Below are 25,390 nucleotides of genomic sequence, written 5' to 3'. Positions count from 1 at the left end.
TTACTCGGCAGTGCAGTCACGCGCCGTGATGCCCTTCTCCTGGGCATACGCGGTCTGATGTGAAGCAATAGGACAGCCGCACGTTCTTCGTTTCGCCCGTGGCATTGACCGCGTAGAACACTTCCCGGACAGCCAGTCGCCGAGTTTGCAGCTTGAGAAAACCCGTCAGCCAGATTTGCCGATAACGTTTCATTTGGTCTTCAGTCAGCGGTGAACGCTGGCTCCGCGCTTATCGCTTATATCGTTCCGACTGATAACGTGAGTGGCGAGGATTCTTCGCAGCACAGAACCGATACGAACGCCTGTAACACTGCGCGCTCAAGCCTGCGTGTTACACCTCCTGCCGGACCTGATCCGCTTCAGAATCCAGCGCAACCACTGTCGCACCATGGTTGGTAATGCCGAAAGGAATGTGCACAGATGGCGCAACTGCGCTAGTCGATTGTAGGTGCCCAGATTGATCATCAAAGAAGATGTGCGGTTTCAATACACCTAAAATCCTGCCTTTCTCGATGCCACCTAGAAAGAATGCGTCGTTAGCCATGACACCCCAACTTTTGAGTGTATTCATTGCACGCTCATGAGACGGCGCATTGCGGGCTGTGACGATTGAGACACGTATGCGGTTTTCGTAGTCAGGATTGAGCTTTTTATGTTGCTCCTCGACCGACTGGATTTTGGATATCCGCACCATGAACTCCTTCAGCGGCCCCGGGTTATGGGGCTGCATAACGTTCTTCACTTCATGCGCATGGAACTCAGACAATCCAGAGGCCTGCATGATTGTTTCGGACTCATCACCGGCAAGGACGCCGTCAAAGTCGAACGCGATGCGTAGGGTTTTATCCGTTTCGTCGTCTTCGAATTTTGAATCGAGCACCTGGCCAGCCGGGTACCCGGCCCTGATAGCCGCTTCCACGTCTTTTTTGTCACCCGACAAAAATAAAGCGATATTCAGAGCAGGTATGTATTCATAAGGGGATTTTCCCTGCATGAAAATCGCCCGTGTCATCCCAAGGCCGTAGTGCTCGATAGTCTTCAGCACGCGCAGCCCAGTATCAGGATCGTTGCGCGAAAGCAGTATGACCTCAACGAGCGGATCCGTAGGATCGACGCTCAGGTCATTCACTGACAGCAAGCGCTTGATGAAGGGGAACGCTATCCCCTTAGGAAGCGGGACGTGAAGATTTTTTTGCTGAAACTTGCGGTATTCCTCCTCCCCCTGACTCTGAAACACTGCGTCCGATGCCAGCAAATCAAACACAGCGCTGGAAGCGACGCCGATCACCAGGCGATTCTCTAACTCGTAGGGCATTGAAACCTCTCTGGATGCCTCTAAACGCAAATATGGATAGGCATTGAACATGCCGATCGATTTCAAGCACACATCGCGTCTTCTCCCACGCACAGTCAGGTATATCAATCTTCAAATCAATCTGCAGGTTGCTTTATTACGGGTGGATGCAGAAGGTTTACGTTTAGTGGAGCAGCGCGTCGCCGAAGACACCGCCAAAATTGAGGCACTGCGCACCGGGCCTTCGCAGCGATCACCTCGTCTATTCACGCCAGCAGGCCAAACAAACCAAGGAACGGTCAAAAACCCACGCCATATCGTGTTCTATCGTGGGGCTAACGACGACGTGATCGAGGTCGTCAGACTCCTTCATGACGCCATGGAAGCGCAGTTGCACTACCCCGCCAATTTCAATCGCGGCGCAAAAGCGTATTCGGTGCCACGCCAAACGCCTTGCGAAACGCATGGCTGAAATGCGAGAAGTCAGAAAATCCGAAGTCCAGCGCCGCCTCAGACACCGAGCGCACCTGGCCCCGCTCGATCGCTTCTCGGCTGGCATTCAGGCGCTCTTTCCAGATCTCTGCAACGGGGGTTTTTTGGTAGCGGGCGAAGGCCCGCGTAACGGTGCGGGTGGACACGTTGTGGGCTTTGGCGATGGCTTCAATCGACAGGTCCGGCTCGGTCAGGTGGCGTTGGATGTACTGCATGATGCGGCCGTAGAGGTCCATTTCCTGATGGCTGGTTTTCAGGTCCTGGAGTTCCAGGCTGATCACAAGCAGATCAAGCACAGCACTTGAGTAACGATTGGAGATGCGCTCATCCTGCAGCGACGCAGGCGTGCTCGCGGCCTGGTGCAGCATTTCGCGCAAGGGCACTACACCAGGACGCCGGTCGTCGAGGACCATCGCGGTGTATTCTGCAATACGCGGCAGGCGCTCGGTGAGCAACGCTCTGGGAATACGGATCAAGTGGTTTTCGGTACCACCCAGGCTGAAGCGAAACGCCTGGGTTGCGTCATAAAGAAACAAATTTCCCGTGGCCAGGTTGGCTTTTCTTGAGCCTTGTTCGATTTGCCCATGGCCCTTTCGAGCGAAACCCAACCATAAATCTTCAGCCGGGCCGCTGCGCAGGTGCTGTTCGGAACGCTCCCAGTAATGCAGCGGTGAAGACAGCGTACAAATGTCCAGCGCGCCGACTGTATTGAGGGTGAGCGAGCCATCAAAACGGCTCTGGGACAAGGGTTTGCTATCGGCCGCCAGGCAATGGCGACAGACCACTTCTTTCCAATAATCAAACCGACGTGTTGCAGGGACGGCAAGGGTCGAATACTGAGTGTTCGGGTTCATGACGCTGACCTCGACAACGATGCAATAGGCGCGCGAGAAGTTGTAACGAGCGGCCGATTGTCAGCCATCGAAGCAATTAACACGCCAAATGCAGTGGCAGGCCGGCTGTAGCAACGGTAACTACGATGCGAAGCGAGCCGCTCTTGATCTTGATCTGCTTTTGATCTCAAGCGCCCCGTTAAACCACGCTGGCCGTAATTCGACAGGGATTTGGGGGGTAAACCGGCAGGGATGCCGGTTTAGCCGCCCCGCGCCATGGATGGCGCGTGGCGGCGGCCCCCCAAATCACTGGCGGATTACGGGCACACCGAGCCTAAGCGAGGTGCCGAGTGGTGGGGCAAGAGCGTTTTGCTTACTTTTGCCTGGGCCGGCATTCCGGCTTTTCAAAAGTGAGCCGCCGTCAGGGCGGAACCCTAAGTAGCCATTACCGCAGCAATGGATATGTACACAATCCAACTGTGTTGGCTGCCAGGCCGCCTTCGCGAGCAAGCCCGCTCCCACAAGTTTGACCGCGTCGCACCGCAGTCGTGGCCCGTTTAAGGGCACAGCACATCACATAATCACCCCGCGCGCACCAACGCAGACCACCGGTAAACCTCCGTAGCCGGCCTGTCTTTGCCAACCAAGCGGTTGTCTCACCGAACAAAGCGCGCCCTCCTCTGCCGGCCTAATTTCCACCTCACAGCAGCTCATACCCCGCTGATGAGGTACGCCATGCATCGACACTCTTCACCCCGATTGGCTGATTCTTCCTGGCTTCTGCAACGGCGCGATCTCGCACCTGAAGAGTCGGCTTATTGGTTGATTGAATGGGGAACCATGCAGCTGCTGCACCGACGGCAGGTCGCCAAGCGCACCCTGCCGCCGACGCGCTGACGCCCACCCGTAGGCCTGAACCAAAATAACGAGGAGCTCAAGATGGAATCTGCAATCGACACACATCTCAAATGCCCACGCACCCTGTCCCGCCGCGTGCCCGAGGAGTATCAACCGCCGTTCCCGATGTGGGTGGCGCGCGCTGACGAGCAGCTGCAACAAGTGGTGATGGCTTATCTGGGCGTGCAGTATCAAGGCGATGCCCAGCGCAAGGCTGCATTGCAGGCGATGCGTCACATCGTCGGCAGTTTCAGCCAGGCCGACGGCCCGCAGAACTACGATTTGACTCAGCACACCGACAGCAGCGGCTTTGATAATCTGATTGTGGTCGGGTACTGGAAAGACCCTGCCGCCCATTGCCGCTGGTTGCGTTCATCCCAGGTGAATGACTGGTGGAGTTCGCCGGATCGCCTGGGTGAAGGCCTGGGTTACTTCCGCGAAATCACCGCGCCGCGCGCCGAGCAGTTCGAGACGCTGTACGCCTTCCAGGAGAACCTGCCCGGGGTCGGCGCAGTGATGGATGCCACCAGTGGCGAGATCGAAGAGCACGGCTACTGGGGCTCGATGCGCGACCGTTTCCCCATCTCCCAGACCGACTGGATGAAGCCCACGAGCGAGCTGCAAGTGGTCGCGGGCGACCCCGCCAAGGGCGGACGCGTGGTGGTGCTGGGGCACGACAACCTCACACTGATACGTTCCGGCCAGGACTGGGCGGATGCCGAGGCAGAGGAACGCTCGCTCTACCTCGATGAAATTTTACCGACGTTGCAGGATGGCATGGACTTCCTGCGTGACAACGGCCAGCCGCTGGGCTGCTACAGCAACAGGTTCGTGCGCAATATCGACCTGGACGGCAACGTTCTCGACCTGAGCTACAACATCGGTCACTGGCGCTCAGTGGAGAAACTCGAGCGCTGGGCCGAATCCCACCCGACCCACCTGCGTATTTTCGTGACGTTCTTTCGCGTGGCCGCGGGCTTGAAGAAGTTGAGGCTGTACCACGAGGTGTCCGTGTCCGACGCCAAGAGCCAGGTCTTCGAGTACATCAACTGTCACGCGCAAACCGGGATGTTGCGCGACGCCCTGCCGCCCACAGCCTGAGCGCCCTCGGCGTTTAACCCCCAGCTTCTACCGCCTTGCCACCCTTCACGGGTGGCCCGGTCCCCTGTGCGAGGAATAAACGATGAATAAGATCCGCCTGCTGACCCTCTCCACCCTGTTGCCCGCCCTCCACGCGAACGCGGGTGAAGTCGCGCCTGGCGACTACGAGCAATATCCGGTCGGCGCCACTATCGGGGCGATTTATTACCAGCACGCCACTACGGACTCGGCTTACGCCAACGGCCACAAGGCCAGCTCTGACTTCAGGGTGACCTCCGACGTCGGCATCCTGCGTCTGCTCCATGTGTATGCACTCAGCGACACGGTCACCATCGACCCGCAATTTCTTTTGCCTTTCGGCCACGTCTCCGGCGCAGGTGACGCCTCGGCACTGGGCAGTACTCGCGGCGTAGGCGACTTGATCCTCACCGCGCCGGTGAAATGGCGGTTCAACGAAGCCCGCGACACCCTCAGTATCGCCCCCTATGTGTATGTGCCTTCGGGCACGTATGACAAGAACGATGCGCTCAACCTCGGGGAGAATCGCTGGAAATTCGAACTGCAGAGTGCCTACGTCAAGCACTTCACAGAGAAATGGGCGATGGACCTGGTCGGCGGAGCGACCTGGTATGGCGACAACACCGATTACGGTGCAAATGCCGACCGCCTGAAGCAGGACGTGTCCTACGCCGCGCAGATCATGGGCCGCTACATGCCGGAAGCCACCACCACCTTTGCTATTGGCTTTGGGCGTACCTGGGGAGGCGAGACAAACATCGAGCATGTCAATCAGGACAACGAGTTGGGCACCACCAACGTGCGTCTCACCGCCACCAAGTTCGTCACCCCCACCGACCAGGTGCAACTGCAATTGGGCAAAGACCTCTCGGTGGACAACGGCACCCGCGAAGACTTCCGCATGAACCTGCGTTACGCGCACATTTTTTAACGCCAGAAACTGCGAACGCGCGCCCCTGGCGCCAGGGTGTCCCGCTCAGCCAAGTCGATGTCTTTCTCAACCAAGCCACCGGCTGGATGCGCGGACTATCTTGAGCCCCAGGCCCGCTGATAGTGAGCATGCAGTGCTCTTAGGCCATTTACGATAAGGACAGCCAACCATGGCAATCGCTCGCCCCACCCTTGAACAGCTATTGGCTATTTCGAGCAGCCTGCACATGCAGCTCGATGCGCAGCAAGCCGATGAATACCTGGCGCTTATGCAGGCAAGCTTCGATGCCTATGACCTGGTTGACGAGCTGCCAGACTTCATCCCGCCGGTGCGTTATGAACGCAGCTCGGGCTATCGCCCCTCGGCCGCACACAACCCGCTCAACGCCTGGTACTTCCGCACCGAAGTCAACGGTGCACGCGAAGGCAAGCTGGCCGGTAAAACGGTCGCCCTCAAGGACAATATTTCACTGGCTGGCGTGCCCATGATGAATGGTGCCAAGCCGCTTGAGGGCTTCGTCCCCGCCTTCGATGCCACGGTTGTCACGCGTTTGCTGGATGCCGGCGCGACCATTCTGGGCAAGGCAACGTGTGAACACTACTGCCTGTCCGGCGGCAGCCACACCTCCGATCCTGCACCGGTGCACAACCCCTATCGCCAGGGGTTTGCCTCGGGTGGCTCGTCTTCCGGCAGCGCAGCACTGGTTGCCGCCGGCGAGGTCGACCTGGCCGTCGGCGGTGACCAGGGCGGGTCAATCCGCATTCCTTCCGCCTTCTGCGGCACTTACGGCATGAAGCCGACCCACGGCCTGGTGCCCTACACCGGCATCATGGCCATCGAAGCGACTATCGATCACGCCGGCCCCATTACCGCAAACGTGCGTGACAACGCCTTGATGCTGGAAGTGATGGCCGGCGCCGATGGGCTCGATCCGCGACAAGCCGCGCCACAGGTCGACGCTTACAGCGATTACCTGGAGCGCGGTGTCAGCGGACTGAGGATCGGCATCCTGCGCGAAGGTTTTGAACTGGCCAACCAGGACCCACGTGTGGCCGCGTGCGTACGTCAAGCCATTGCAGCGTTTTCGCGGCTGGGCGCGCAGGTCGAGGAGGTGTCGGTGCCTGAGCACAGCATTGCCGGTTCGCTGTGGCACCCCATCGGCTGTGAAGGCTTGATGATGCAGATGATGCACGGCAATGGGGCCGGTTTTAACTGGCAAGGGCTGTATGACCTCGGGTTGCTGGACCAGCAAGCCGGATGGCGCGATCAAGCCAATGACCTGTCCGCCTCTCTCAAGCTGTGCATGTTCGTCGGGCAGTACGGTCTGGAACGCTACAACGGACGTTTCTACGCCAAGGCACAAAACCTCAGGCGCGTGGCACGTGCCGGGTATGACGCCGCGTTGGCGCGGTATGACCTGCTGGTGATGCCCACCGTGCCGATCATCGCCCAGCCCCACCCGCGGCCGGGTTGCTCGGTTACCGAGTACGTGGCCCGTGCACTGGAAATGATCGGCAATGCCTCTGCCCAGGACATCACCGGGCATCCGGCCATGTCGATTCCCTGTGGTCTGGTAGACGGTCTACCTATCGGACTGATGCTGGTCGGCAAGCACTATGCCGAAGGCACGATTTACCAGGCAGCCGCAGCGTTCGAGGCGTCGGTTGACTGGAAAAACTGTTAGCCGGTAATCCCGCGCAGCGCAAAAAGAACAAGCCGCCAGGCGCTGCCCAGAAGCTCAACGATGAGGAGTCAACTTATGAGCGCACACGAAGCAACCACATCAACACCGGGCGAACGCGCGCAAGCGCTACTGCAGGTGCTCAAGCAGAAGGATCTGATTCCCGACGGTTACATCGAACACATGACACAGCTGATGGCGCACCAATGGAGCCCGGAGAACGGGGCTCGGGTGGTGGCCAAGGCCTGGGTAGACCCGCAGTTTCGCGAACTGCTGCTCAAAGACGGCACCGCGGCGTGCGCCCAATTTGGCTATACCGGCCCGCAGGGTGAATACATTGTTGCGCTGCCAGACACGCCCAGCGTGAAAAACGTGATTGTGTGCAGCCTGTGCTCCTGCACCAACTGGCCTGTCCTGGGCTTGCCGCCGGAGTGGTACAAGGGCTTCGAGTTCCGCGCCCGACTGGTGCGCGAAGGGCGCACCGTACTGCGGGAGCTGGGCACCGAGCTGCCGGCCGACGTCATCGTCAAGGTCTGGGACACCAGCGCCGAAACCCGCTATCTGGTGCTGCCTGTACGGCCCAAGGGCAGCGAATCGATGGATGAAGAGGCCCTGCGAAAACTGATCACCAAGGATGTCCTTATCGGCGTGGCGCTGCCTTACGTGGCGTAACCGGTGCCCTTTGTTTTTTGCATTTTTCAGAGGTATTCACAATGGATGGCTTTCACGATCTCGGCGGGTTTCAAGGCTTTGGCAAAGTCCCTCACACCATCAACAGCCTGAGCTACCAACCCGTGTTCAAACAGGACTGGGAGCACCTGGCCTACAGCCTGATGTTTGTCGGCGCCGATCACTTGAAAAAGTTCAGCGTGGACGAAGTGCGCCATGCCGTGGAGCGCCTGGATGTGCGCCAACATGTCGGCACCCAATACTACGAACGCTATGTCATCGCGACCGCCACCCTGCTGGTCGAAACCGGTGTGATCACCCAGGCGGAACTCGATCAGGCCCTGGGGTCGCACTTCAAGCTGGCGAACCCCGCGCATGCCAACGGGCGCCCAGCGATCACCGGCCGCGCGCCCTTTGAGGTTGGCGACCGCGTGGTGGTGCGAGACGAGTATGTGGCCGGGCATACCCGCATGCCGGCCTACGTGCGCGGCAAAGAAGGCGTGGTTGTGCACCGCACCGCGCAAAAGTGGCCGTTCCCTGACGCTATCGGCCACGGTGATCTGAGCGCGGCGCATCAGCCGACCTACCACGTCGAGTTTCGCGTGAAAGATCTCTGGGGCGACGCAGCAGATGAGGGTTTCGTGGTGGTCGACCTGTTCGAAAGCTACCTGGACCACGCCGATAGCACGGTGAACGCATGATGGACGGCGCCCTGACAGGCCGACTGCCGGTGACGGTGCTTTCCGGCTTCCTCGGCGCCGGCAAAACTACCCTGCTCAACCATATCCTGCGCAATCGTGACGGCCTGCGCGTGGCGGTCATCGTCAATGATATGAGTGAGGTCAACATCGATGCCGAGCAGGTGCAGCGCGACGTGGCGCTGCACCGGGGTCGCGATGAGTTGATCGAGATGAGCAATGGCTGCATCTGCTGCACGCTGCGCGCCGATTTGCTCGAGCAGATCAGCGCCCTGGCGCGCCAGCAACGTTTCGACTACTTGCTGATTGAGTCCACGGGGATCTCCGAGCCGATGCCGGTAGCCGAGACGTTCGCCTTCCTCGACGCGCAGGGCTTCAGCCTCAGCGAACTGGCGCGGCTCGACACCTTGGTGACGGTGGTCGATGGCAGTCGCTTTGAAGCATTGCTCCAATCGCCGGGCATCGTGGCCCGCGACGACGCACCCACGCGCCATCTGACCGACCTGCTGATCGAGCAAGTGGAATACGCCAACGTCATTCTCGTCAACAAACTGGACCTGATCGACGAGCCCGGCTACCAGGCCGTGCACGCGATCCTCGCCGGCCTTAACCCGAGCGCGCGGATCATCCCGATGGCTCAGGGTAACGTGGAGTTATCCGCCATCCTCGGTACCCAACTGTTTGATTTGCCCAGCCTTGCGGCCTCGCCCGGCTGGATGAAAAAAATGCAGGCCGACGACGCGCCGGCCTCTGAATCGGACACCTATGGCGTGACCTCCTGGGTGTACCGCGAGCGTGCCCCGTTTCACCCACAGCGATTACTCGATTTTCTCCAGCAGCCCTGGCAAAACGGGCGCCTGTTGCGCAGCAAAGGTTACTTCTGGCTCGCCAGCAGGCACTTGGAAACCGGCCTGCTGGTGCAAAGCGGCAGGCAGTTCCAGTGGGACTACGTCGGGCACTGGTGGAACTTCATCGAGCAGTCGCAATGGCCGCAGGATGAATATCGGTTGCAGAGCATCATGGCCAAGTGGGACAGCATTGTCGGCGATTGCCGGCAGGAGCTGGTCTTTATCGGCCAGGACCTGGACACCCAAGCGCTGCAGCGCGCACTCGACAATTGCCTGCTGAGCGCTCAGGAAATCGCCGCCGGCCCCTCGGCCTGGCGAGCCCTGCCGGGGGCAGCAATCTTTGACTCCCAGGCCTTATCGGCGCCGTTGTCGTCCGTGCAGGCTGACCCTATTTGACCGAGGTAGAGGTGCCCCCATGCTTTTTTTCAGCCGAACCACCCGCTGCGTATTGGCGCCGCTCGCCGACCGACTGGAGCAGCCTGACCAGCCAGGCACACCGCTGTCGTCAAGCCACCCGTTGTTACGCCGCATCCTGGCAAGCGTCGAACAACTGCTGCAAGAACGACGAACCCTCAAGGAGCAGGCCCGCGCACAGACGTTGGAGATCCGCCAACTGGAAGAGCGCCTGGCCCGCCGTGACCAGCTGGTGCGGCAGTGGGAGGCGCGCTGGGCCCTGATCACACAGGGTGCAGGTGAACGGTTCTGGGAGCTGGAACTGGATGGCGTCGCCGCCCTCGCACCGGGTGCTGCGATGACGTGGACGGGGTCTGCGTCGAACCTGGCCCAGGCGATTGACCAATTTGGCGGCTGGAGCGAACAACTGCACCCGGATGACCAGCCCGCGCATCGGGCGGCGCTCGCCCGGCACCTTGCCGATCGCAGCGGGCGTACAGCCTTTGCGCTCGACGTGCGGATGAAGTCGGCATTCGGCAATGACTATCGCTGGTGCCGGATCAGCGGAGCCGCCCGACGCGATGCGCAGGGCACAGCGCTTGCCATGGGGGGAACCGTGCGTGACATTCATGAACAGTACCTGCACCACGAGGCGCTCGAACTGGCGGCCACACGTTTCGACATTTCCCGAGAAATGCTGCACGACGGGCTCTGGGATATCGAGGTGGCGGCCGGCGACCCGGCGAACCCGAACAATACTATTTGGTGGTCTTCGCAGATGCGCCGGCTGCTGGGCTGCAACACGGTGGAAGAGTTCCCCAACACCCTGGAAAGTTGGACCTCGCGCTTGCATCCCGAGGATAGCGCACGGGCCATCGGTGCGTTCGTCGCCCATGTGGACGACCGCAGCGGCAAGACCCCATTCGATGTGGTGTATCGACTCAAACACACCAATGGCACTTACCGTTGGTTTCGCGGCCGGGGGCAAACCCGCCGCGCGCCGGACGGCTCGCCGCAACGGGTGGTGGGTGCCATCACCGATATCCATGCCCACCATGAAGAAAGTGCGATGCGCGAGGCGCAGGCGCAACAACACCAGGTGATGCAGGAAACCCTCACCAAGCTGACGCAGATTGTCGCCACGATCCAGGGCATTGCCAGCCAGACCAACCTGTTGGCATTGAATGCCGCCATTGAAGCGGCGCGAGCTGGCGAAGCCGGTCGCGGGTTTGCGGTGGTTGCCGATGAAGTGCGTAAGCTGGCCACGCGGACCAGCCACGCGACCCAGCAAGCGGCCCAGATGATGGACCACTAGCGACATCCAGGCACCCGCGCAGCCTGCGTGGGCACAGCACAAATTCCAACAATAATAATCAGGTACGTTATGCGCGATTACGACTCAGCAGTCTCTTCCTTCGATTATCTACACCTGGCTGCCCAGGACTTGCACGGCGAACTCGGCGCCTTGAATGCCTGCATTGAATGCTGCGACCGGCACGCCCATGGCAATGCCGTGGCGTTGTATTGCGAAACGCGCGATGGCCGCGCCACGCAGTACACCTTCAGCGAACTGCAGGCGCACGCGGCGCGCTTCGGCAACTTCCTGCGAGCCCATGGCGTGCAGCCGGGGGATCGGGTCGCCGGCCTGATGCCACGCACGGTTGAACTGGTGATCGCCATCCTGGGAACCTGGCGCATCGGGGCGGTCTACCAACCGCTCTTTACCGCATTCGGTCCCAAGGCCATTGAACAGCGACTGGACTGTTCCAAGGCGCGCTGGATCGTGACCGACGCCTACAACCGTCCCAAGCTGGACGAGCTTCTCGACTGCCCCCACGTCATCGTGGCCGACGCCAACCCACAGCGCCCCAGCGACTACGCGTTTTGGGATGTGCTGGAGCATCAACAACCCGACTGCACACCTGAGCTGCTGGACGCCCGTGCGCCGTTCCTGCTGATGTGCACCTCGGGCACCACAGGGCCGGCCAAGCCGCTGGAGGTGCCTTTGAGCGCCATCCTTGCCTTCAAAAGTTATATGCGCGATTCAATCGACCTGCGCGAAGACGACCGTTTCTGGAACCTCGCCGACCCCGGCTGGGCCTATGGCTTGTATTACGCAGTGACCGGGCCACTGGCATGCGGCCGGGCCACGCTGTTCCATGACGGCCCTTTCACCGTGCAAAGCACCAGCCGGATTATCGCCAAGTACGGGATCAGCAACCTGGCCGGCTCACCTACGGCCTTTCGCCTGCTGATTGATGCCGGGGCCGAGTTCGCCGACGCCGTGCGTGGCCAACTGCGTATCGTCAGCAGCGCCGGCGAACCGCTCAACCCGCAAGTCATCCGTTGGTTCGCCGAACAGCTCGGCGTGGTCATTCACGACCATTACGGCCAAACCGAAATCGGCATGGTGCTGTGCAATCACCATGGGTTACGCCATCAGGTACGTGAGGGTTCTGCCGGTTATGCGGTGCCGGGGTGCCGGATTGTCGTGCTGGACGATGCGCAACGGGAATTACCGACAGGCCAGCCGGGCGTCCTGGCGGTGGATCGTGAGCGCTCGCCCCTGTGCTGGTTCAACGGCTACCTTCACATGCCCACCAAGGCGTTTGTGGGCCGTTACTACTTGAGCGGCGATATCGTGGAGCTCAATGAGGACGGCAGTATCAGCTTTGTCGGCCGTAACGACGATGTGATCACCACGTCCGGCTACCGCGTGGGGCCTTTCGATGTAGAGAGCGCGCTTATCGAACATCCGGCGGTGGTCGAAACCGCGGTGATCGGCAAGCCCGACCCGCAACGTACCGAGCTGATCAAAGCGTTTGTCGTGCTCAACCGTGAGTACCTGCCCAGTGTCGAGTTGGCGGAAGTCTTGCGCCTGCATGTCCGACAGCGCCTGGCTGCGCATGCATACCCACGGGAAATCGAGTTCGTAGAGCAACTGCCCAAGACCCCCAGTGGCAAGTTGCAGCGGTTCATCCTGCGCAACCAGGAAATTGCCAAGCAGCAGGCACTCGACACATGAGGACGGCTCCCGCGCTCAGCCGCTCGGAGTTCCAGCGCAGAGCCCTGGAGCTGTTCAAGGAGCGTAGTTTCAGCCAGGTCAGCATGCGCGAATTGGCCGCGCATGTTGGCATCAGCCCGGGTGCGATTTATCACCATGTGGAGAGCAAGGAAGCCATGTTGTATGAGTGGCTGATAGAGCTGTATCAGGCGCTGTTGTCGCACGTCGATTGGATCAACACCCGTAGATTGACGCCTGCGCAACGCCTGGCAAAACTCATCGAAGGCCATCTTCAATTGCATGAACAGATGACCGGGCACTTCAAGTTGGCGGTCATGGACGCCAACTGCCTGGGCGCCCCGATGCAGGCGAGCGTTGAGCGATTGAGGCTAGCCTATGAGTCGCAACTCATGAAGGTGGTCGGCCAGCAGGGCCATCAGCCCGGCGGGCCGTTGCGTGAGGGCGCGCTCACGGCGATTCTGCCCGTGCTGAACAGCCTGCCCACATGGCTGAGCCCGACGATTAATCACTGTCAGCGTCGGCTTATTACAAAGACCATCGCCGATGCGGTCATAAAGGCCATTAATTCCCTACCTTGAGTGCCGCAGCCCAGCTCTGAAATGGCAACAGCAATGCAAAGCCAGGTATTTTGGGGATCCGTATAGCCTCTAAACGGCGCTTGCAGGCCCAATAGCCTCCTACACGCCTATCGCCTTGGCCAAGGCGCTTAGTCGCTCCTTCTCATGCTGCAGTGTCAGTGTTGCATGCGCGCGTGTGATGAGTTGGTCCGCCTGCCTAAGGCACGCCGTTTTGAACAGAACAGGGTTTATTTCGGCAAGGCTGATAAGGGCTTTCAACAGGCGAGCATCCACTTCGAACACACCTGCACCGTCTCTGCTGATCGGGGCGAAGAAATCCTCAAACAGATCATCGACGTTCAGCCCTCGAACAAATACCTGCTCACACTGCTGATCTGTCTGTCGGCCAGACCCGCCGGGCTTACCCCAGCATGTCAACGTTCTCACTCCCCGGCCAATCACATCAATAGCGGTACCTGGATCGTTGACGGCAGGTGACAACGCGCGCGAAGCGATTTCAGAGAGGACGCAGAGCCCGAAACGGGGATCGTGTTCGAATGTGCGACGGTTACCGATGGTCAGCGTAGACAGGATCTTTTCCCTGGTGGCCTGTGTGCCATCGTCTTGCCTGGTGCCCAGGCTGACCACGTGCAACAGTGGCATGCCTTCGTGTACGAAGGTTCCCGGCACCACCTCCAGGTAAATATGCGTGCAGTCGTGCTGCGCGATAGCGCCCAAGGTCAACACGTCGATATGCTGCACATAGCCCGTCTGCTCACTTTCGATGGTCATTGCGCCGGGGGCCAGAGCGTGATCGGTCGGGTAGGCTGCAGCGCCGAGGCAGGGCCATTGGGCGCGTTGTCTGATGGCCGCCATGGCCGCTTTTTCGACGCGGTCGATGGTTTCACCTACCCTGCCGAGCTTGGACAAATGGTCGATCCACCGCAGCAGGGTGTAGACCACCAGTACAACCACGGCGATGGTCACCGCGAACAGCAGCACGCGACCCTGCGCGCCGTAGGCGCCGGTGCTCAGGGCAATGATGCCTACCAGGCTGAAAAGAAATGAGCCAATGAACGTAGCGAGGGCGTTTTGCGTCGTAGTGTCTTCCATCACCAAAGTGGTGGCTCGCGGGGTCACACCACTACTTGCGGCACCGTACGCGGTGACCATCGTGCTCAACGAAAAGGTCGTGACGGCCAGCATGCTGGACGCAATGATGCCCAGAATCTTGTCCACCGCATCTGCACCGATGCGCGTGGGCAGGGACTCGGGAACGAAGTCTTTGAACACAACGGCAAGCAGTGCCGTAGCGACCCCTAGAAGCGAGAACAAGGAGGCTCTGAACCACAATCGCTTAGTGAGACGATGGGTTGCCCAGCGCAAACGGTCGATCATGTGGTGCCCTCGGTGACTGCGTCGATTTGAACGGAGTGTACATGGCTGTCGATACTGGCTAAGTTGAATTAATCCTGGCCATCTCAAAAATGGAACACTGCCCATGTTCGACCTCAACGAACTCTTCCTCTACGCCAAGGTGGTCGAGCACGGCGGCTTTGCGGCGGCGGGCCGTGCGCTGAACCTGCCCAAATCGACCTTGAGCCGCAGAGTCAGCCAGCTTGAAGCCAGGCTGGGGGCGCGGCTGATACAACGTTCGACGCGCCAGTTCCAGGTCACCGATATCGGCCAGGCCTATTATCGCCATTGCGTGGCGATGATTAGCGAGGCCGAGTCAGCCGAAGATGTGATTGCCTTCAACAAATCAGAGCCGCGCGGCGTGGTCCGCTTGAGTTGCACCACTGCGCTGCTCAACTACTGGGTGGCGCCGATGCTCGCCCAATTCATGGCGCAATGCGCCAGCGTCGAACTGAACGTGAAAAGCTTCAACCGCAAGGTCGACATCATCAGCGAAGGCTATGACATGGCCTTGAACCTGTGTTTCCCACCGCTGGAAAGCAGTGAGCTGGTCATGAAGGTACTGGCTAAAAGTCCTCAGGTGCTGGTGGCGAGCGCGGCTTTTTTGCAGGACACTCCCCTGCCCTTGTTACCGGCTGACCTTGGCGGGCTGGCGACTATCCACTGGGGCAACCCGTTGCTTCAGTACCTGTGGGACCTGACCGGGTCGGACGGCGCGACGGCCCAGGTCGCGCACACGCCACGCCTGGTCAGTGATGACATGTCGACCCTGAAAAACGCGGCACTGGCCGGCGTGGGCATCGCCAACCTGCCGCAGGTCGTGGTGAAAGACGAACTGGCCGATGGCCGCCTGATTGCCGTATTGCCTGAATGGCAACCCGCTGAAGGCGTGATCACCGCCGTGTTCCCCTCCAGGCGTGGGCTCATGCCGTCAGTGCGGTCCTTGATCGACTTTCTGGGCGAGGCGTTTGAGGCGCCGTGATGCGCCCTCGCGTTGCTGGGAAAGTTCTTTGCACCCTCAGCAACAGTCTTTTGTCATCAATCACATTGATAGCTCCCTAACAAACCCCCCATGCTAGAGGGCTGACTCCGCGCTTATATCATTCCGAATGATAGTTACCTTTGCTTCATTCGATTCGTGACCTAGCACCTCCCCGCGCATGATCCGCCCATCTCAAATACATTGGCGGATGCACCTCATGGAACAGTCACTCAAACATTTGCGCTTCCCCTTGGCGATCTTGGCCGTGGTGGTGATGAGCGCGTGCGGCAAGTCCCCGGAACAAGCGGCCGCCATGCCTCCTGCCAAGGTCAGTGTGGCCAAGGTGTTGGAACAACCGGTCAACGAATGGGACGAGTTCACCGGGCGCCTTGAAGCGCCGGAAACCGTGCAGATTCGTCCGCGAGTGTCCGGCCAGATTGACCAGGTGGCGTTCACCGAAGGCGCGCTGGTGAAGAAAGGCGACCTGCTGTTCCAGATCGACCCTCGCCCGTTCCAGGCCGAAGTGCGCCGCCTCGAAGCCCAGCTTGCACAGACGAAAGCCGCCGCCACCCGCAGTGAAAACGAAGCGCAACGTGGCGAGCGCCTGCGCCAGAGCAATGCGATCTCCGCCGAACTGGCTGACTCGCGCACCACCGCCGCCCAAGAAGCCCGCGCCGCCATGGCCGGGATCCAGGCGCAGTTGGACCTGGCCAAGCTGAACCTGAGCTTCACCCGCGTGACCTCGCCCATCAGTGGCCGCGTCAGCCGTGCCGAAATCACCGCCGGCAACCTGGTGACCGCCGATACCACGGCGCTCACCAGCGTGGTGTCCACCGACAAGGTCTACGCCTACTTCGACGCCGATGAGCGCGTGTTCCTCAAGTACACCGAACTGGCCCGTGAAGGCCGGCGTGGCGCAACGACCCCTGTGTACCTGGGCCTGTCCAACGAAACCGGCAACCCCCACCTGGGCCAGATGAACTTCGTCGACAACCAGGTCAACCCGGCCACTGGCACCATCCGTGGCCGTGCGGTGTTCGATAACAGCAAGGGCGAATACACCCCTGGCCTGTATGCACGCTTGAAGCTGGTCGGCAGCGGCACCTATTCGGCTGTGTTGATCAATGACGAAGCGGTCGGCACCGACCTGGGCAAGAAGTTCGTGCTGGTGATGGACGGCGACAAGCCGGCTTATCGCGCGGTGGAACTGGGGCCGAAAATCGAAGGTTTGCGCATCGTGCGCAGCGGCCTGACCAAGGACGACACCGTGATCGTCAAGGGCCTGCAACGCGTGCGCCCTGGCTCACCGGTGGCGCCGGAAACCATCCCGATGGCCAGCAAGGAAACCCTCGCCGCCTTGGCCCAACAACGACAAGCGCTTGAAGCCAGCAACCTGGAGCAAGTGGCGCCGGAAAAACCCGCGCCCAAGCTCGCAAGCGTCGCGACTCCACGCGGTTAAGGGATACGACTCAAGATGAATTTTTCCAAGTTCTTCATTTCACGGCCGATCTTCGCAGCGGTGCTGTCGCTGTTGATCCTGATCGCCGGTGCCATTTCGCTGTTCCAACTGCCGATCAGCGAATACCCGGAAGTGGTGCCGCCGACCGTGGTGGTGCGCGCCAACTTCCCGGGCGCCAACCCCAAAGTCATCGGTGAAACCGTGGCGGCGCCGTTGGAGCAAGCCATCACTGGCGTCGAGAACATGCTGTATATGTCTTCGCAGTCCACTGCCGACGGCAAGCTGACCCTGACCATCACCTTCGCCCTGGGCACCGACCTGGACAACGCGCAGGTGCAGGTGCAAAACCGTGTGACGCGCACCCAGCCCAAGCTGCCAGAGGAAGTGACGCGCATCGGTATTACCGTGGACAAGGCCTCCCCAGACCTGACCATGGTGGTGCACTTGACCTCCCCGGATCAGCGTTACGACATGCTGTACCTGTCTAACTACGCGATCCTCAATATCAAGGATGAACTGGCACGCCTGGGCGGCGTCGGTGACGTGCAGTTGTTCGGCATGGGCGATTACTCCTTGCGCGTGTGGCTCGATCCGAACAAAACCGCTTCGCGCAACCTGACGGCGACCGATGTGGTCACGGCAATCCGCGAGCAGAACCGCCAGGTGGCAGCCGGTGCCCTGGGCGCCCAGCCTGCGCCGAGTGACACCAGCTTCCAGTTGTCGGTCAATACCCAGGGCCGCCTGGTCACTGAAGAAGAGTTCGAGAACATCGTGATTCGCGCAGGCGCCAACGGTGAAATCACGCGCCTCAAAGACATCGCCAGGGTCGAACTGGGCTCCAGCCAATACGCGCTGCGCTCGCTGATCGATAACCAGCCCGCTGTCGCGATTCCGATTTTCCAGCGCCCAGGCTCTAATGCCATCGACATCTCCAACGATGTGCGCAGCAAGATGGCCGAGCTGAAGAAGAGCTTTCCGGCGGGCATGGATTACCGCATCGCCTATGACCCAACCATCTTCGTACGCGGTTCCATCGAAGCGGTGGTGCATACGCTGTTTGAAGCACTGATCCTCGTGGTGCTGGTGGTGATCCTGTTCCTGCAGACCTGGCGCGCCTCGATCATCCCCTTGGTGGCGGTGCCGGTATCGTTGATCGGTACGTTTGCGGTGATGCACCTGTTCGGGTTCTCACTCAACGCGCTGTCATTGTTTGGCCTGGTACTGGCCATCGGTATCGTGGTGGACGACGCCATCGTGGTGGTGGAGAACGTCGAGCGCAATATCGAGCTGGGCCTTGAGCCCTTCCCGGCGACCGAAAAGGCGATGAGTGAAGTGACCGGCCCCATCATCGCTACGGCGCTGGTGCTGTGTGCGGTGTTCATTCCGGCCGCCTTTATCAGTGGCTTGACCGGGCAGTTCTACAAGCAGTTCGCCTTGACCATCGCGATCTCAACCGTGATCTCGGCATTCAACTCCCTGACCCTGTCCCCTGCCCTGGCCGCTGTGTTGCTGCGCGGTCACGACGCACCGAAGGACCGTTTTTCCAAGTTCCTCGACAAGGTCTTCGGTGGCTGGCTGTTCCGTCCCTTCAACCGCTTTTTCGAAAAAGCCAGCCATGGCTACGTAGGCACCGTGCGCCGAGTGATTCGCGGCAGCGGTATTGCGTTGTTCGTCTACGCAGGTTTGATGGTGCTGACGTTCTTCGGGTTTGCCCACACGCCGACCGGTTTCGTACCGGCCCAGGACAAGCAATACCTGGTGGCCTTCGCCCAATTGCCCGACGCCGCAAGCCTGGACCGCACCGAAAACGTGATGAAGCGCATGTCGGAGATCGCCCTGAAACAACCCGGCGTGGAAGCTGCGATCGCCTTCCCGGGCCTGTCAATCAACGGGTTCACCAACAGCCCGAACAGCGGCATCGTGTTCGTGACCTTGAAGCCCTTCGATGAGCGTAAAGACCCGAGCATGTCGGCCGGTGCGATTGCCGGTGCACTGAACGGCCAATACGCCAATATCGAAGAAGCCTACATGGCGATCTTTCCGCCGCCGCCGGTACAAGGCCTGGGCACCATCGGTGGCTTCCGCCTGCAGATCGAAGACCGTGGCAACCTCGGCTATGACGAGCTGTACAAAGAAGTGCAGAACGTCATCGCCAAGAGCCACGGCGTGCCTGAGCTGTTCGGCCTGTTTACCAGCTACACGGTGAACGTGCCGCAAGTGGACGCGGCCATCGACCGCGAAAAGGCCAAGACCCACGGCGTGGCGATCAGTGACATCTTCGACACCCTGCAGGTCTACCTGGGCTCGTTGTATGCCAACGACTTCAACCGCTTCGGGCGCACCTATCAGGTCAACGTGCAGGCTGAGCAACAGTTCCGCCAGGACGCCGACCAGATCGGCCAACTGAAAGTGCGCAATAACAGAGGCGAGATGATCCCCCTGGCGACCTTTATCAAGGTCAGCGACACCTCGGGCCCGGACCGCGTGATGCACTACAACGGCTTCATCACCGCAGAAATCAACGGCAACGCAGCGCCGGGCTACAGCTCTGGCCAAGCCCAGGCCGCGATTGAAAAACTGCTTAAAGATGAACTGCCCAACGGCATGACCTACGAGTGGACCGACCTGACCTATCAGCAAATCCTCTCGGGCAATACCGCGCTGTTTGTGTTCCCGCTTTGCGTACTGCTGGCGTTCCTGGTGCTCGCCGCCCAATACGAAAGCTGGAGCCTGCCACTGGCGGTGATCCTGATCGTACCGATGACGCTGCTGTCGGCCATTACCGGGGTGATCATCTCGGGCGGCGACAACAATATCTTCACCCAGATCGGCCTGATCGTACTGGTGGGCCTGGCGTGCAAGAACGCGATCCTGATCGTCGAATTCGCCAAGGATAAACAGCAGGAAGGCCTCGACCCGCTCGCCGCGGTACTGGAAGCCTGCCGCCTGCGTCTGCGGCCGATCCTGATGACTTCGTTCGCATTCATCATGGGTGTGGTGCCACTGGTGCTTTCCAGCGGTGCCGGCGCCGAGATGCGCCATGCCATGGGCGTGGCGGTGTTCTCCGGGATGATCGGTGTGACCTTCTTCGGTCTGTTGCTGACGCCAGTGTTCTACGTACTGATCCGTCGCTATGTCGAGCGCAGTGAAGCGCGCAAAGCGGCCAAGGCCTTGAAGCTGGAGACACAGCAATGAGTGTGAAAATATTCCTGCCGAGCCTGCTGGTGCTGGCGCTCGCCGCCTGTGCCGTAGGCCCGGACTACAAGACCCAGCCACTGGAGGCGGCCAACATCACGGCCGCCGCCGACACCAAGAGCTACGACCACGCCAAGTACGAAGGCATCTGGTGGCAGCAGTTCGACGACCCGACCCTCAACCAGTTGGTGTCCCAGTCCCTGAGCGGCAACCGTGATTTGCGCGTGGCCTTCGCCCGTCTGCGGGCGGCACGGGCCATCCGTGATGATGCGGCCAACGACATCATGCCGGTGGTCACCTCTCGCGCCAGCAGCGATGTGGGCAAGGGCCAGATTCCCGGTCAGACCACCAAACGCGTCAACAGCGAGCGCTACGACCTGGGCCTGGACATGGCCTGGGAAGTGGATTTGTTCGGGCGCATCCGCCGCAACCTGGAGGCCAGTGACGCCGACCAACAAGTGGCCGAAGCCGACCTGTACCAACTACAAGTCACCATGATCGCCGAACTGGTAGATGCCTACGGCCAACTGCGCGGTGCGCAACTGCGTGAGCGCATCGCCCTGGACAACCTGAAGAACCAGCAGGAATCGCGCACCATCACCGTCAGCCTGCGCGATGCCGGCGTGGGTGATCAGCTCGACGTCGAACGCGCCGACGCCCGCCTGGCAGCGGTTGAAGCCAGCGTGCCGCAACTGCAGGCCGAACAAGTGCGTGAGCGCAACCGCATCGCCACCCTCCTCGGCCAGCGCCCCGACAAGCTGAGCGTGGACCTGAGCCCCAAAGACCTGCCAGCGATTGCCAAGGCATTGCCAATTGGCGACCCGGGGCAACTGCTGCAACGGCGCCCGGACATCCTAAGCGCCGAACGCAAACTGGCCGCCGCCACCGCACGTATCGGCGTGGCCAAGGCCGACCTGTTCCCACGGGTGAGCCTCAGCGGTTTCCTCGGTTTCACCGCCGGGCGCGGTTCGCAGATCGGCTCGGCCGCCGCGAATGCCTGGTCCCTTGGCCCGAGCATCACCTGGGCCGCATTTGACCTGGGCAGCGTGCGCGCGCGTTTGCGCGGTGCGAATGCCGAAGCCGATGGCGCCTTGGCAACGTATGAACAGCAAGTGCTGCTGGCGCTGGAAGAGTCCGAGAACGCCTTCAGCGACTACGGCAAGCGCCAGCAACGTTTGGTCTCGCTGATCCGCCAAAGCGAATCCAGCCGCGCCGCCGCCGACCTCGCGGCGATCCGCTACCGCGAAGGCACCGTGGACTTCCTGGTCCTGCTCGACGCCCAACGCGAACGCCTGGCCGCCGAAGATTCCCAGGCCCAAGCCGAAGTGGATCTGTATCGCGGCATTGTGGCGATCTACAAGGCGTTGGGTGGAGGCTGGCAGCCGGATACGGTGGTCGCCAGCAACAAGTGAGGTAAAGAGCTCCTTTGGTTGGTCGCATCCAGCCAATTTTTAGCCCTGCGGTCCATTCGGTCGCGGGGCTTTTTTTGCAGCCGTTGCGGTCAATTTTCTATATTTGTAATCCGAATCTGAAAGAAACTTCCCAAATATTTAGATGAGCTAAATATCCCGTGCAGCACGTCGATAGCAGGGTGAACCGTTCATCCATTAAGGAGACGAGCATGGACATGAGAGTGGTAATGCCTAGTGTGCTTTCAAAGCAGACGGATGCTTTTGTAATTAAAAATCCAGAGAGAACGACGAATACGTTTACTGTTACCGAGGAAGCTCAGGCGGCTGAAGAGTTGCGAATATCGAAGCGAGCGCAGCTCACGGATTTAAAAACGTTTCTAAAAAACTATGATATGACGTCCATCAGCACGGATGAACTTAAGAAGGTAGGAAGACGACTATTCGAAAGCAACATTATCGATGAACAAGCATTTCTTATTTTCATCGCTGGCGACGGAGCGTCGGATGCCAACGGTAGGCAAACGAACACACATGTGAAATTCAATGCTATAGCGCTGTTCGACGAAAAACTGCAGGATTATCTGGCCTTTGTGGACAGCAACCCAGACGTAAGGCGCTCACAGGGCATTCCTGAATATATACAAGGCATGGTAGATGCTAATCGAGCGATTAACGCTCTATTATATTTCGCCCACTCTTCAAAAGACGATTTATCGGTGGAAGAGCATGCCTGACTGGGAAAAAGCAGTGTGCTACAGGTGTCGCGGCACACTGCTTTTCCTGTCACTTAACGCCCGTATCTGACGGTTCCTGAATAGGTTTTTGATACAGCCTCAGGATTATGCACCCTGACTCGATATGTACCGAAAGACCCCAGCCAAGAAACGCGAGGTGACAAAGGATTAGCCGCTACCTTTGTCCAAGCGGAGCCAACTTCGCGCTCAATAGAAATTTGAGGAGCCCGACCCGACCCACCGGTTGAAACCATGGCATCAATGTTCGCGCCAGAACAACCGTTGCTACCGGTTATCGTGAATGGGCCATGGGCGGTTATTTCACTATCCGGCTCGACTATTCCGCCAAAGCTTTCGGAAACACTCAAGCACAGTGCAGACGCTTGAGCAGACAGCAACATTAACGCAGCAAAGGGTAATGCAATTAAACTTCTCATAAGCTCACCATAAAGTCTGTCTCGAGAACTTAACGCATGAAGGTCACTATCACCCCTCCTCACTCATCAAATGCGATCCCTCACCGTTAAGAGTGCGATCCATCCAAACTGAAACCATTCATGATTTGGTGCCAGTCGCCGGGTAGGATCGTATGTAAAACCGTACTCGATTTTTTGCTCCGAATATGCCAGCCACTTCCTAAAAACAATAAGGATCGTTCTGTCATACTTAAGTCAAGGGCGCTGTCAGTTGCTTCCTAGTCCCGCACTCGGCTTACTTCTCAGGCGTTATTTCATTCAAAATCAAACTCCGATAATGCCCGGGATTCGATCCAGACCACTTACGAAACGCCTTATAAAACGAACTCGCATCGGCAAACCCCAACCGCGTGGCAATTTCGGCAAAGCTGATCTGCGGTTCAGCCAGCCACACAATCGCCAGTTCCTTGCGCACGCTGTCCTTGAGCCCCTGATAGGTCTGCCCCTCTTCCGCCAAGCGGCGGCGTAGGGTGGACGCAGAAATACACAACCTGGCGGCAAGCCCCTCGGTTTCCGGCCAGGTGTCGGGGGGCATCTGCCGAAGGTCGTGCTTGATGCGCGTGGCGAGGCTTTCGGGGTCGCGATATTTGACCAGAATGTTAGCCGGTGCATGGGCCAGGAACCGTTGGAGCTCCTGCGGGCTGCGCTTGATCGGCAGGTCCAGGCAATCGGCGGAAAAGATCATGCGGGTGCGGGGTCGATCAAAGCGCAGGTTGTCAGAGAACATCACCTGATAATCGTCACAGAAGTCCGGCTGCGCGCAACGCAGCTCAATGGCGAGAATCGGAATGCGCCGCCCCGCCAGCCAGCAGGCGACGCCGTGGACGATCATCCAGTAGGTAAAGTAGGTAAACGCACGCTTGGGCTCATCAGACTCGAGCAGGACAATTTCCGCCAGGCTCTGTTGGCGCACCAACTGGGCTGGCAGGTGCTCCAGCATCAGTGAGAGAAACCCCAAGCCGGTTTCCAGGCCCGCCGCCAGGCTGGGTTGCGCCATGGCGGCGCGACACAGGAACGCCAGGCTGCCGGACTTGAGCTTGCGCGGGTCCATGCCAAAGAACTCATCGTCCCTGCGCCGCGCCAGCAAACGCCACAGGCGTGCATAGGCCGTGGCCGCCACGCGAGCGTCGGGCTGCTCAAGCAACGCCGGGGCAATCCCGACTTTGCTCAATGCCTCAACGGTGGCGGCTCCCGGCGCGCAACTCTGCAACAACGCTTCGCGCACGAGGTGGATGGAGATGGTGTCTTTTTCCGACATGGGGCGTTGAGCTGTCCGGCTGCGGTCTGGTTGGCCTGCATCATAAGGGCGGTTGCGCTTCGCCACCACTGTTCAGCCCACGTTCAGCAAAGGTCAATATTTCTTGTTTAGCAATGAGTATCATTATGTTACAACTTAGCTCCCTAACTAGTTGCGCCCGGGTGCCCGATGCTCGTTCCTTTTTTAATCATGCTGCGCGAAGGCATTGAAGCGGCATTGATCGTTGGCATTATCGCCAGTTACCTGCAACAGACCGGGCGTGGCCAGTGGATGCCCGCAGTGTGGATCGGCGTGTTCCTTGCGGCGGCGCTGGCGCTGCTGGTGGGCGGCGGCCTGGAGTTGGTGAGTGCAGAATTCCCGCAAAAGCAGCAGGAATTGTTTGAAGGTGTCGTCGGGCTGGTCGCCGTGGGCATCCTCAGTTCCATGGTGTTCTGGATGCGCAAGGTGGCGCGCTCGATTAAGCACTCGCTGCATGAATCCCTCGACCATGCGCTGGCCGGCTCCAGGCATCAGGTGTTCGCGCTGATTGCCATGGTGTTTTTCGCCGTGGCCCGCGAAGGGCTGGAGACGGTGTTCTTCCTGTTGGCCGTGTTTCAGCAGAGTGAAGGCCCAGGCGCTCCGATAGGCGCCCTGCTCGGCCTGGTCCTGGCCATTGTCGTCGGCTTGCTGATTTATTCCGGCAGCATGCGCCTGAACCTCGGTGCATTTTTCCGCTGGACCGGCCTGTTCATCCTGGTGGTCGCCGCCGGCATTCTCGCCAACTCGGTGCAAGCCCTGCATGAAGCCGGCGTGTGGAATCACTGGCAAACCGTGCTGTTCGATTTCAGCGCCGCATTGCCCATGGACAGCCCACTCGGCTCGGTACTGGCCGGCATGTTCGGTTACCAGGAAGCACCGACCGTCAGCACCCTGGGCGCCTATCTGATTTACCTGGTGGTGGCCCTGGTGATGTTCTTCCTGCCCTCGGCCCCGACCCAGCCTGTTGCCAACACTTCTTCCGTTTCCAGCCAGTAAGGACCGT

Annotated in this window: 20 protein-coding genes and 2 pseudogenes; 17 read left to right on the top strand and 5 right to left on the bottom strand. The window is 59.8% G+C overall.

Features of this window, described 5'->3' with window-relative positions; all coding sequences use genetic code 11:
- Positions 1-16: 16 nt before the first annotated feature.
- Both N2A98_RS12355 and N2A98_RS12350 read right to left on the bottom strand, forming a co-directional pair.
- The gene (locus tag N2A98_RS12355) at positions 17-193 is read right to left on the bottom strand and encodes a hypothetical protein (protein ID WP_158497495.1); all 177 of its coding nucleotides are present in this window, start codon (positions 191-193) and stop codon (positions 17-19) included.
- Positions 194-331: 138 nt separating this feature from the next.
- On the bottom strand, positions 332-1,315 hold the full coding sequence (locus tag N2A98_RS12350) for a 5'-nucleotidase (RefSeq protein ID WP_275623607.1): 984 nt from the start codon (positions 1,313-1,315) through the stop codon (positions 332-334).
- Between the two features lie 151 nt (positions 1,316-1,466).
- Between N2A98_RS12350 and N2A98_RS12345 the strand changes: the two are divergent.
- Both N2A98_RS12345 and N2A98_RS12340 read left to right on the top strand, forming a co-directional pair.
- A pseudogene (locus tag N2A98_RS12345) lies at positions 1,467-1,529 on the top strand (type II toxin-antitoxin system ParD family antitoxin); the annotation flags it as partial.
- Positions 1,528-1,766, top strand: a pseudogene (locus tag N2A98_RS12340) (hypothetical protein); the annotation flags it as partial. The pseudogenes N2A98_RS12345 and N2A98_RS12340, both read left to right, overlap by 2 nt.
- On the opposite strand, the gene N2A98_RS12335 reads toward N2A98_RS12340, so the two are convergent.
- On the bottom strand, positions 1,705-2,640 hold the full coding sequence (locus tag N2A98_RS12335) for a helix-turn-helix domain-containing protein (RefSeq protein ID WP_003191111.1): 936 nt from the start codon (positions 2,638-2,640) through the stop codon (positions 1,705-1,707). The pseudogene N2A98_RS12340 and the gene N2A98_RS12335 sit on opposite strands and share 62 nt — an antisense overlap.
- A 918-nt stretch (positions 2,641-3,558) precedes the next feature.
- On the opposite strand from N2A98_RS12335, the gene N2A98_RS12330 reads away from it, so the two are divergent.
- The 9 genes from N2A98_RS12330 to N2A98_RS12290 all read left to right on the top strand — a co-directional run bounded on the left by N2A98_RS12330 (position 3,559) and on the right by N2A98_RS12290 (position 13,458).
- Positions 3,559-4,617: a phenylacetaldoxime dehydratase family protein gene (locus tag N2A98_RS12330; RefSeq protein ID WP_078803033.1), complete on the top strand. Its 1,059-nt coding sequence runs from the start codon at positions 3,559-3,561 to the stop codon at positions 4,615-4,617.
- 82 nt (positions 4,618-4,699) lie between these two features.
- A complete protein-coding gene (locus tag N2A98_RS12325; protein ID WP_275623520.1) occupies positions 4,700-5,566 on the top strand; it encodes a transporter in 867 nt (288 codons plus the stop codon).
- 169 nt (positions 5,567-5,735) lie between these two features.
- Positions 5,736-7,250 (top strand): amidase, encoded by a 1,515-nt coding sequence (locus tag N2A98_RS12320; RefSeq protein WP_275623519.1) that lies wholly within the window; start codon positions 5,736-5,738, stop codon positions 7,248-7,250.
- 75 nt (positions 7,251-7,325) lie between these two features.
- Complete coding sequence (gene nthA / locus N2A98_RS12315; RefSeq protein ID WP_044273674.1) at positions 7,326-7,919, top strand: nitrile hydratase subunit alpha; 594 nt, start codon at positions 7,326-7,328, stop codon at positions 7,917-7,919.
- A gap of 41 nt (positions 7,920-7,960) precedes the next feature.
- A complete protein-coding gene (gene nthB / locus N2A98_RS12310; protein WP_044273673.1) occupies positions 7,961-8,617 on the top strand; it encodes a nitrile hydratase subunit beta in 657 nt (218 codons plus the stop codon).
- Positions 8,614-9,858, top strand: coding sequence for a GTP-binding protein (locus N2A98_RS12305; RefSeq protein WP_044273672.1), 1,245 nt, complete (start codon positions 8,614-8,616; stop codon positions 9,856-9,858). The genes nthB and N2A98_RS12305 overlap by 4 nt, the downstream gene beginning before the upstream one ends.
- A 19-nt stretch (positions 9,859-9,877) precedes the next feature.
- On the top strand, positions 9,878-11,170 hold the full coding sequence (locus tag N2A98_RS12300) for a methyl-accepting chemotaxis protein (protein WP_275623518.1): 1,293 nt from the start codon (positions 9,878-9,880) through the stop codon (positions 11,168-11,170).
- 69 nt (positions 11,171-11,239) lie between these two features.
- On the top strand, positions 11,240-12,880 hold the full coding sequence (locus tag N2A98_RS12295; RefSeq protein WP_047710796.1) for an AMP-binding protein: 1,641 nt from the start codon (positions 11,240-11,242) through the stop codon (positions 12,878-12,880).
- Positions 12,877-13,458 carry a TetR/AcrR family transcriptional regulator gene (locus N2A98_RS12290; protein ID WP_275623517.1) on the top strand — a complete coding sequence of 194 codons (582 nt, stop codon included), beginning with the start codon at positions 12,877-12,879 and terminating at the stop codon, positions 13,456-13,458. The genes N2A98_RS12295 and N2A98_RS12290 overlap by 4 nt, the downstream gene beginning before the upstream one ends.
- A gap of 99 nt (positions 13,459-13,557) precedes the next feature.
- Here the strand turns inward: N2A98_RS12290 and N2A98_RS12285 are convergent, their stop codons facing one another.
- Positions 13,558-14,835 (bottom strand): DUF2254 domain-containing protein, encoded by a 1,278-nt coding sequence (locus N2A98_RS12285; protein ID WP_078466846.1) that lies wholly within the window; start codon positions 14,833-14,835, stop codon positions 13,558-13,560.
- Between the two features lie 103 nt (positions 14,836-14,938).
- Here N2A98_RS12285 and N2A98_RS12280 point away from each other — a divergent pair, with 103 nt between their 5' ends.
- From N2A98_RS12280 to N2A98_RS12260, 5 genes are all read left to right on the top strand, one after another.
- Complete coding sequence (locus N2A98_RS12280; protein ID WP_275623516.1) at positions 14,939-15,835, top strand: LysR substrate-binding domain-containing protein; 897 nt, start codon at positions 14,939-14,941, stop codon at positions 15,833-15,835.
- Positions 15,836-16,052: 217 nt separating this feature from the next.
- Positions 16,053-17,294, top strand: coding sequence for a multidrug efflux RND transporter periplasmic adaptor subunit MexE (gene mexE / locus N2A98_RS12275; protein ID WP_034135660.1), 1,242 nt, complete (start codon positions 16,053-16,055; stop codon positions 17,292-17,294).
- A gap of 15 nt (positions 17,295-17,309) precedes the next feature.
- Entirely contained in the window at positions 17,310-20,489 is a 3,180-nt protein-coding gene (locus N2A98_RS12270) for an efflux RND transporter permease subunit (protein WP_044273664.1), read from the top strand.
- A complete protein-coding gene (locus tag N2A98_RS12265) occupies positions 20,486-21,901 on the top strand; it encodes a TolC family protein (protein ID WP_153475376.1) in 1,416 nt (471 codons plus the stop codon). The genes N2A98_RS12270 and N2A98_RS12265 overlap by 4 nt, the downstream gene beginning before the upstream one ends.
- A 209-nt stretch (positions 21,902-22,110) precedes the next feature.
- A complete protein-coding gene (locus N2A98_RS12260; protein WP_078466848.1) occupies positions 22,111-22,635 on the top strand; it encodes a hypothetical protein in 525 nt (174 codons plus the stop codon).
- 711 nt (positions 22,636-23,346) lie between these two features.
- Here the strand turns inward: N2A98_RS12260 and N2A98_RS12255 are convergent.
- Entirely contained in the window at positions 23,347-24,369 is a 1,023-nt protein-coding gene (locus N2A98_RS12255) for an AraC family transcriptional regulator (protein WP_275623515.1), read from the bottom strand.
- Between the two features lie 168 nt (positions 24,370-24,537).
- On the opposite strand from N2A98_RS12255, the gene efeU reads away from it, so the two are divergent.
- Entirely contained in the window at positions 24,538-25,383 is an 846-nt protein-coding gene (gene efeU, locus N2A98_RS12250; RefSeq protein ID WP_014718373.1) for an iron uptake transporter permease EfeU, read from the top strand.
- Positions 25,384-25,390: the final 7 nt, after the last annotated feature.

This window comes from Pseudomonas sp. FJ2-5-13, assembly GCF_029201605.1.
Classification (GTDB): Bacteria; Pseudomonadota; Gammaproteobacteria; order Pseudomonadales; family Pseudomonadaceae; genus Aquipseudomonas; species Aquipseudomonas lactis.
The sequence above is the reverse complement of the archived record's forward strand: the minus strand, read 5'-3'. Positions and strand labels throughout refer to the sequence as shown.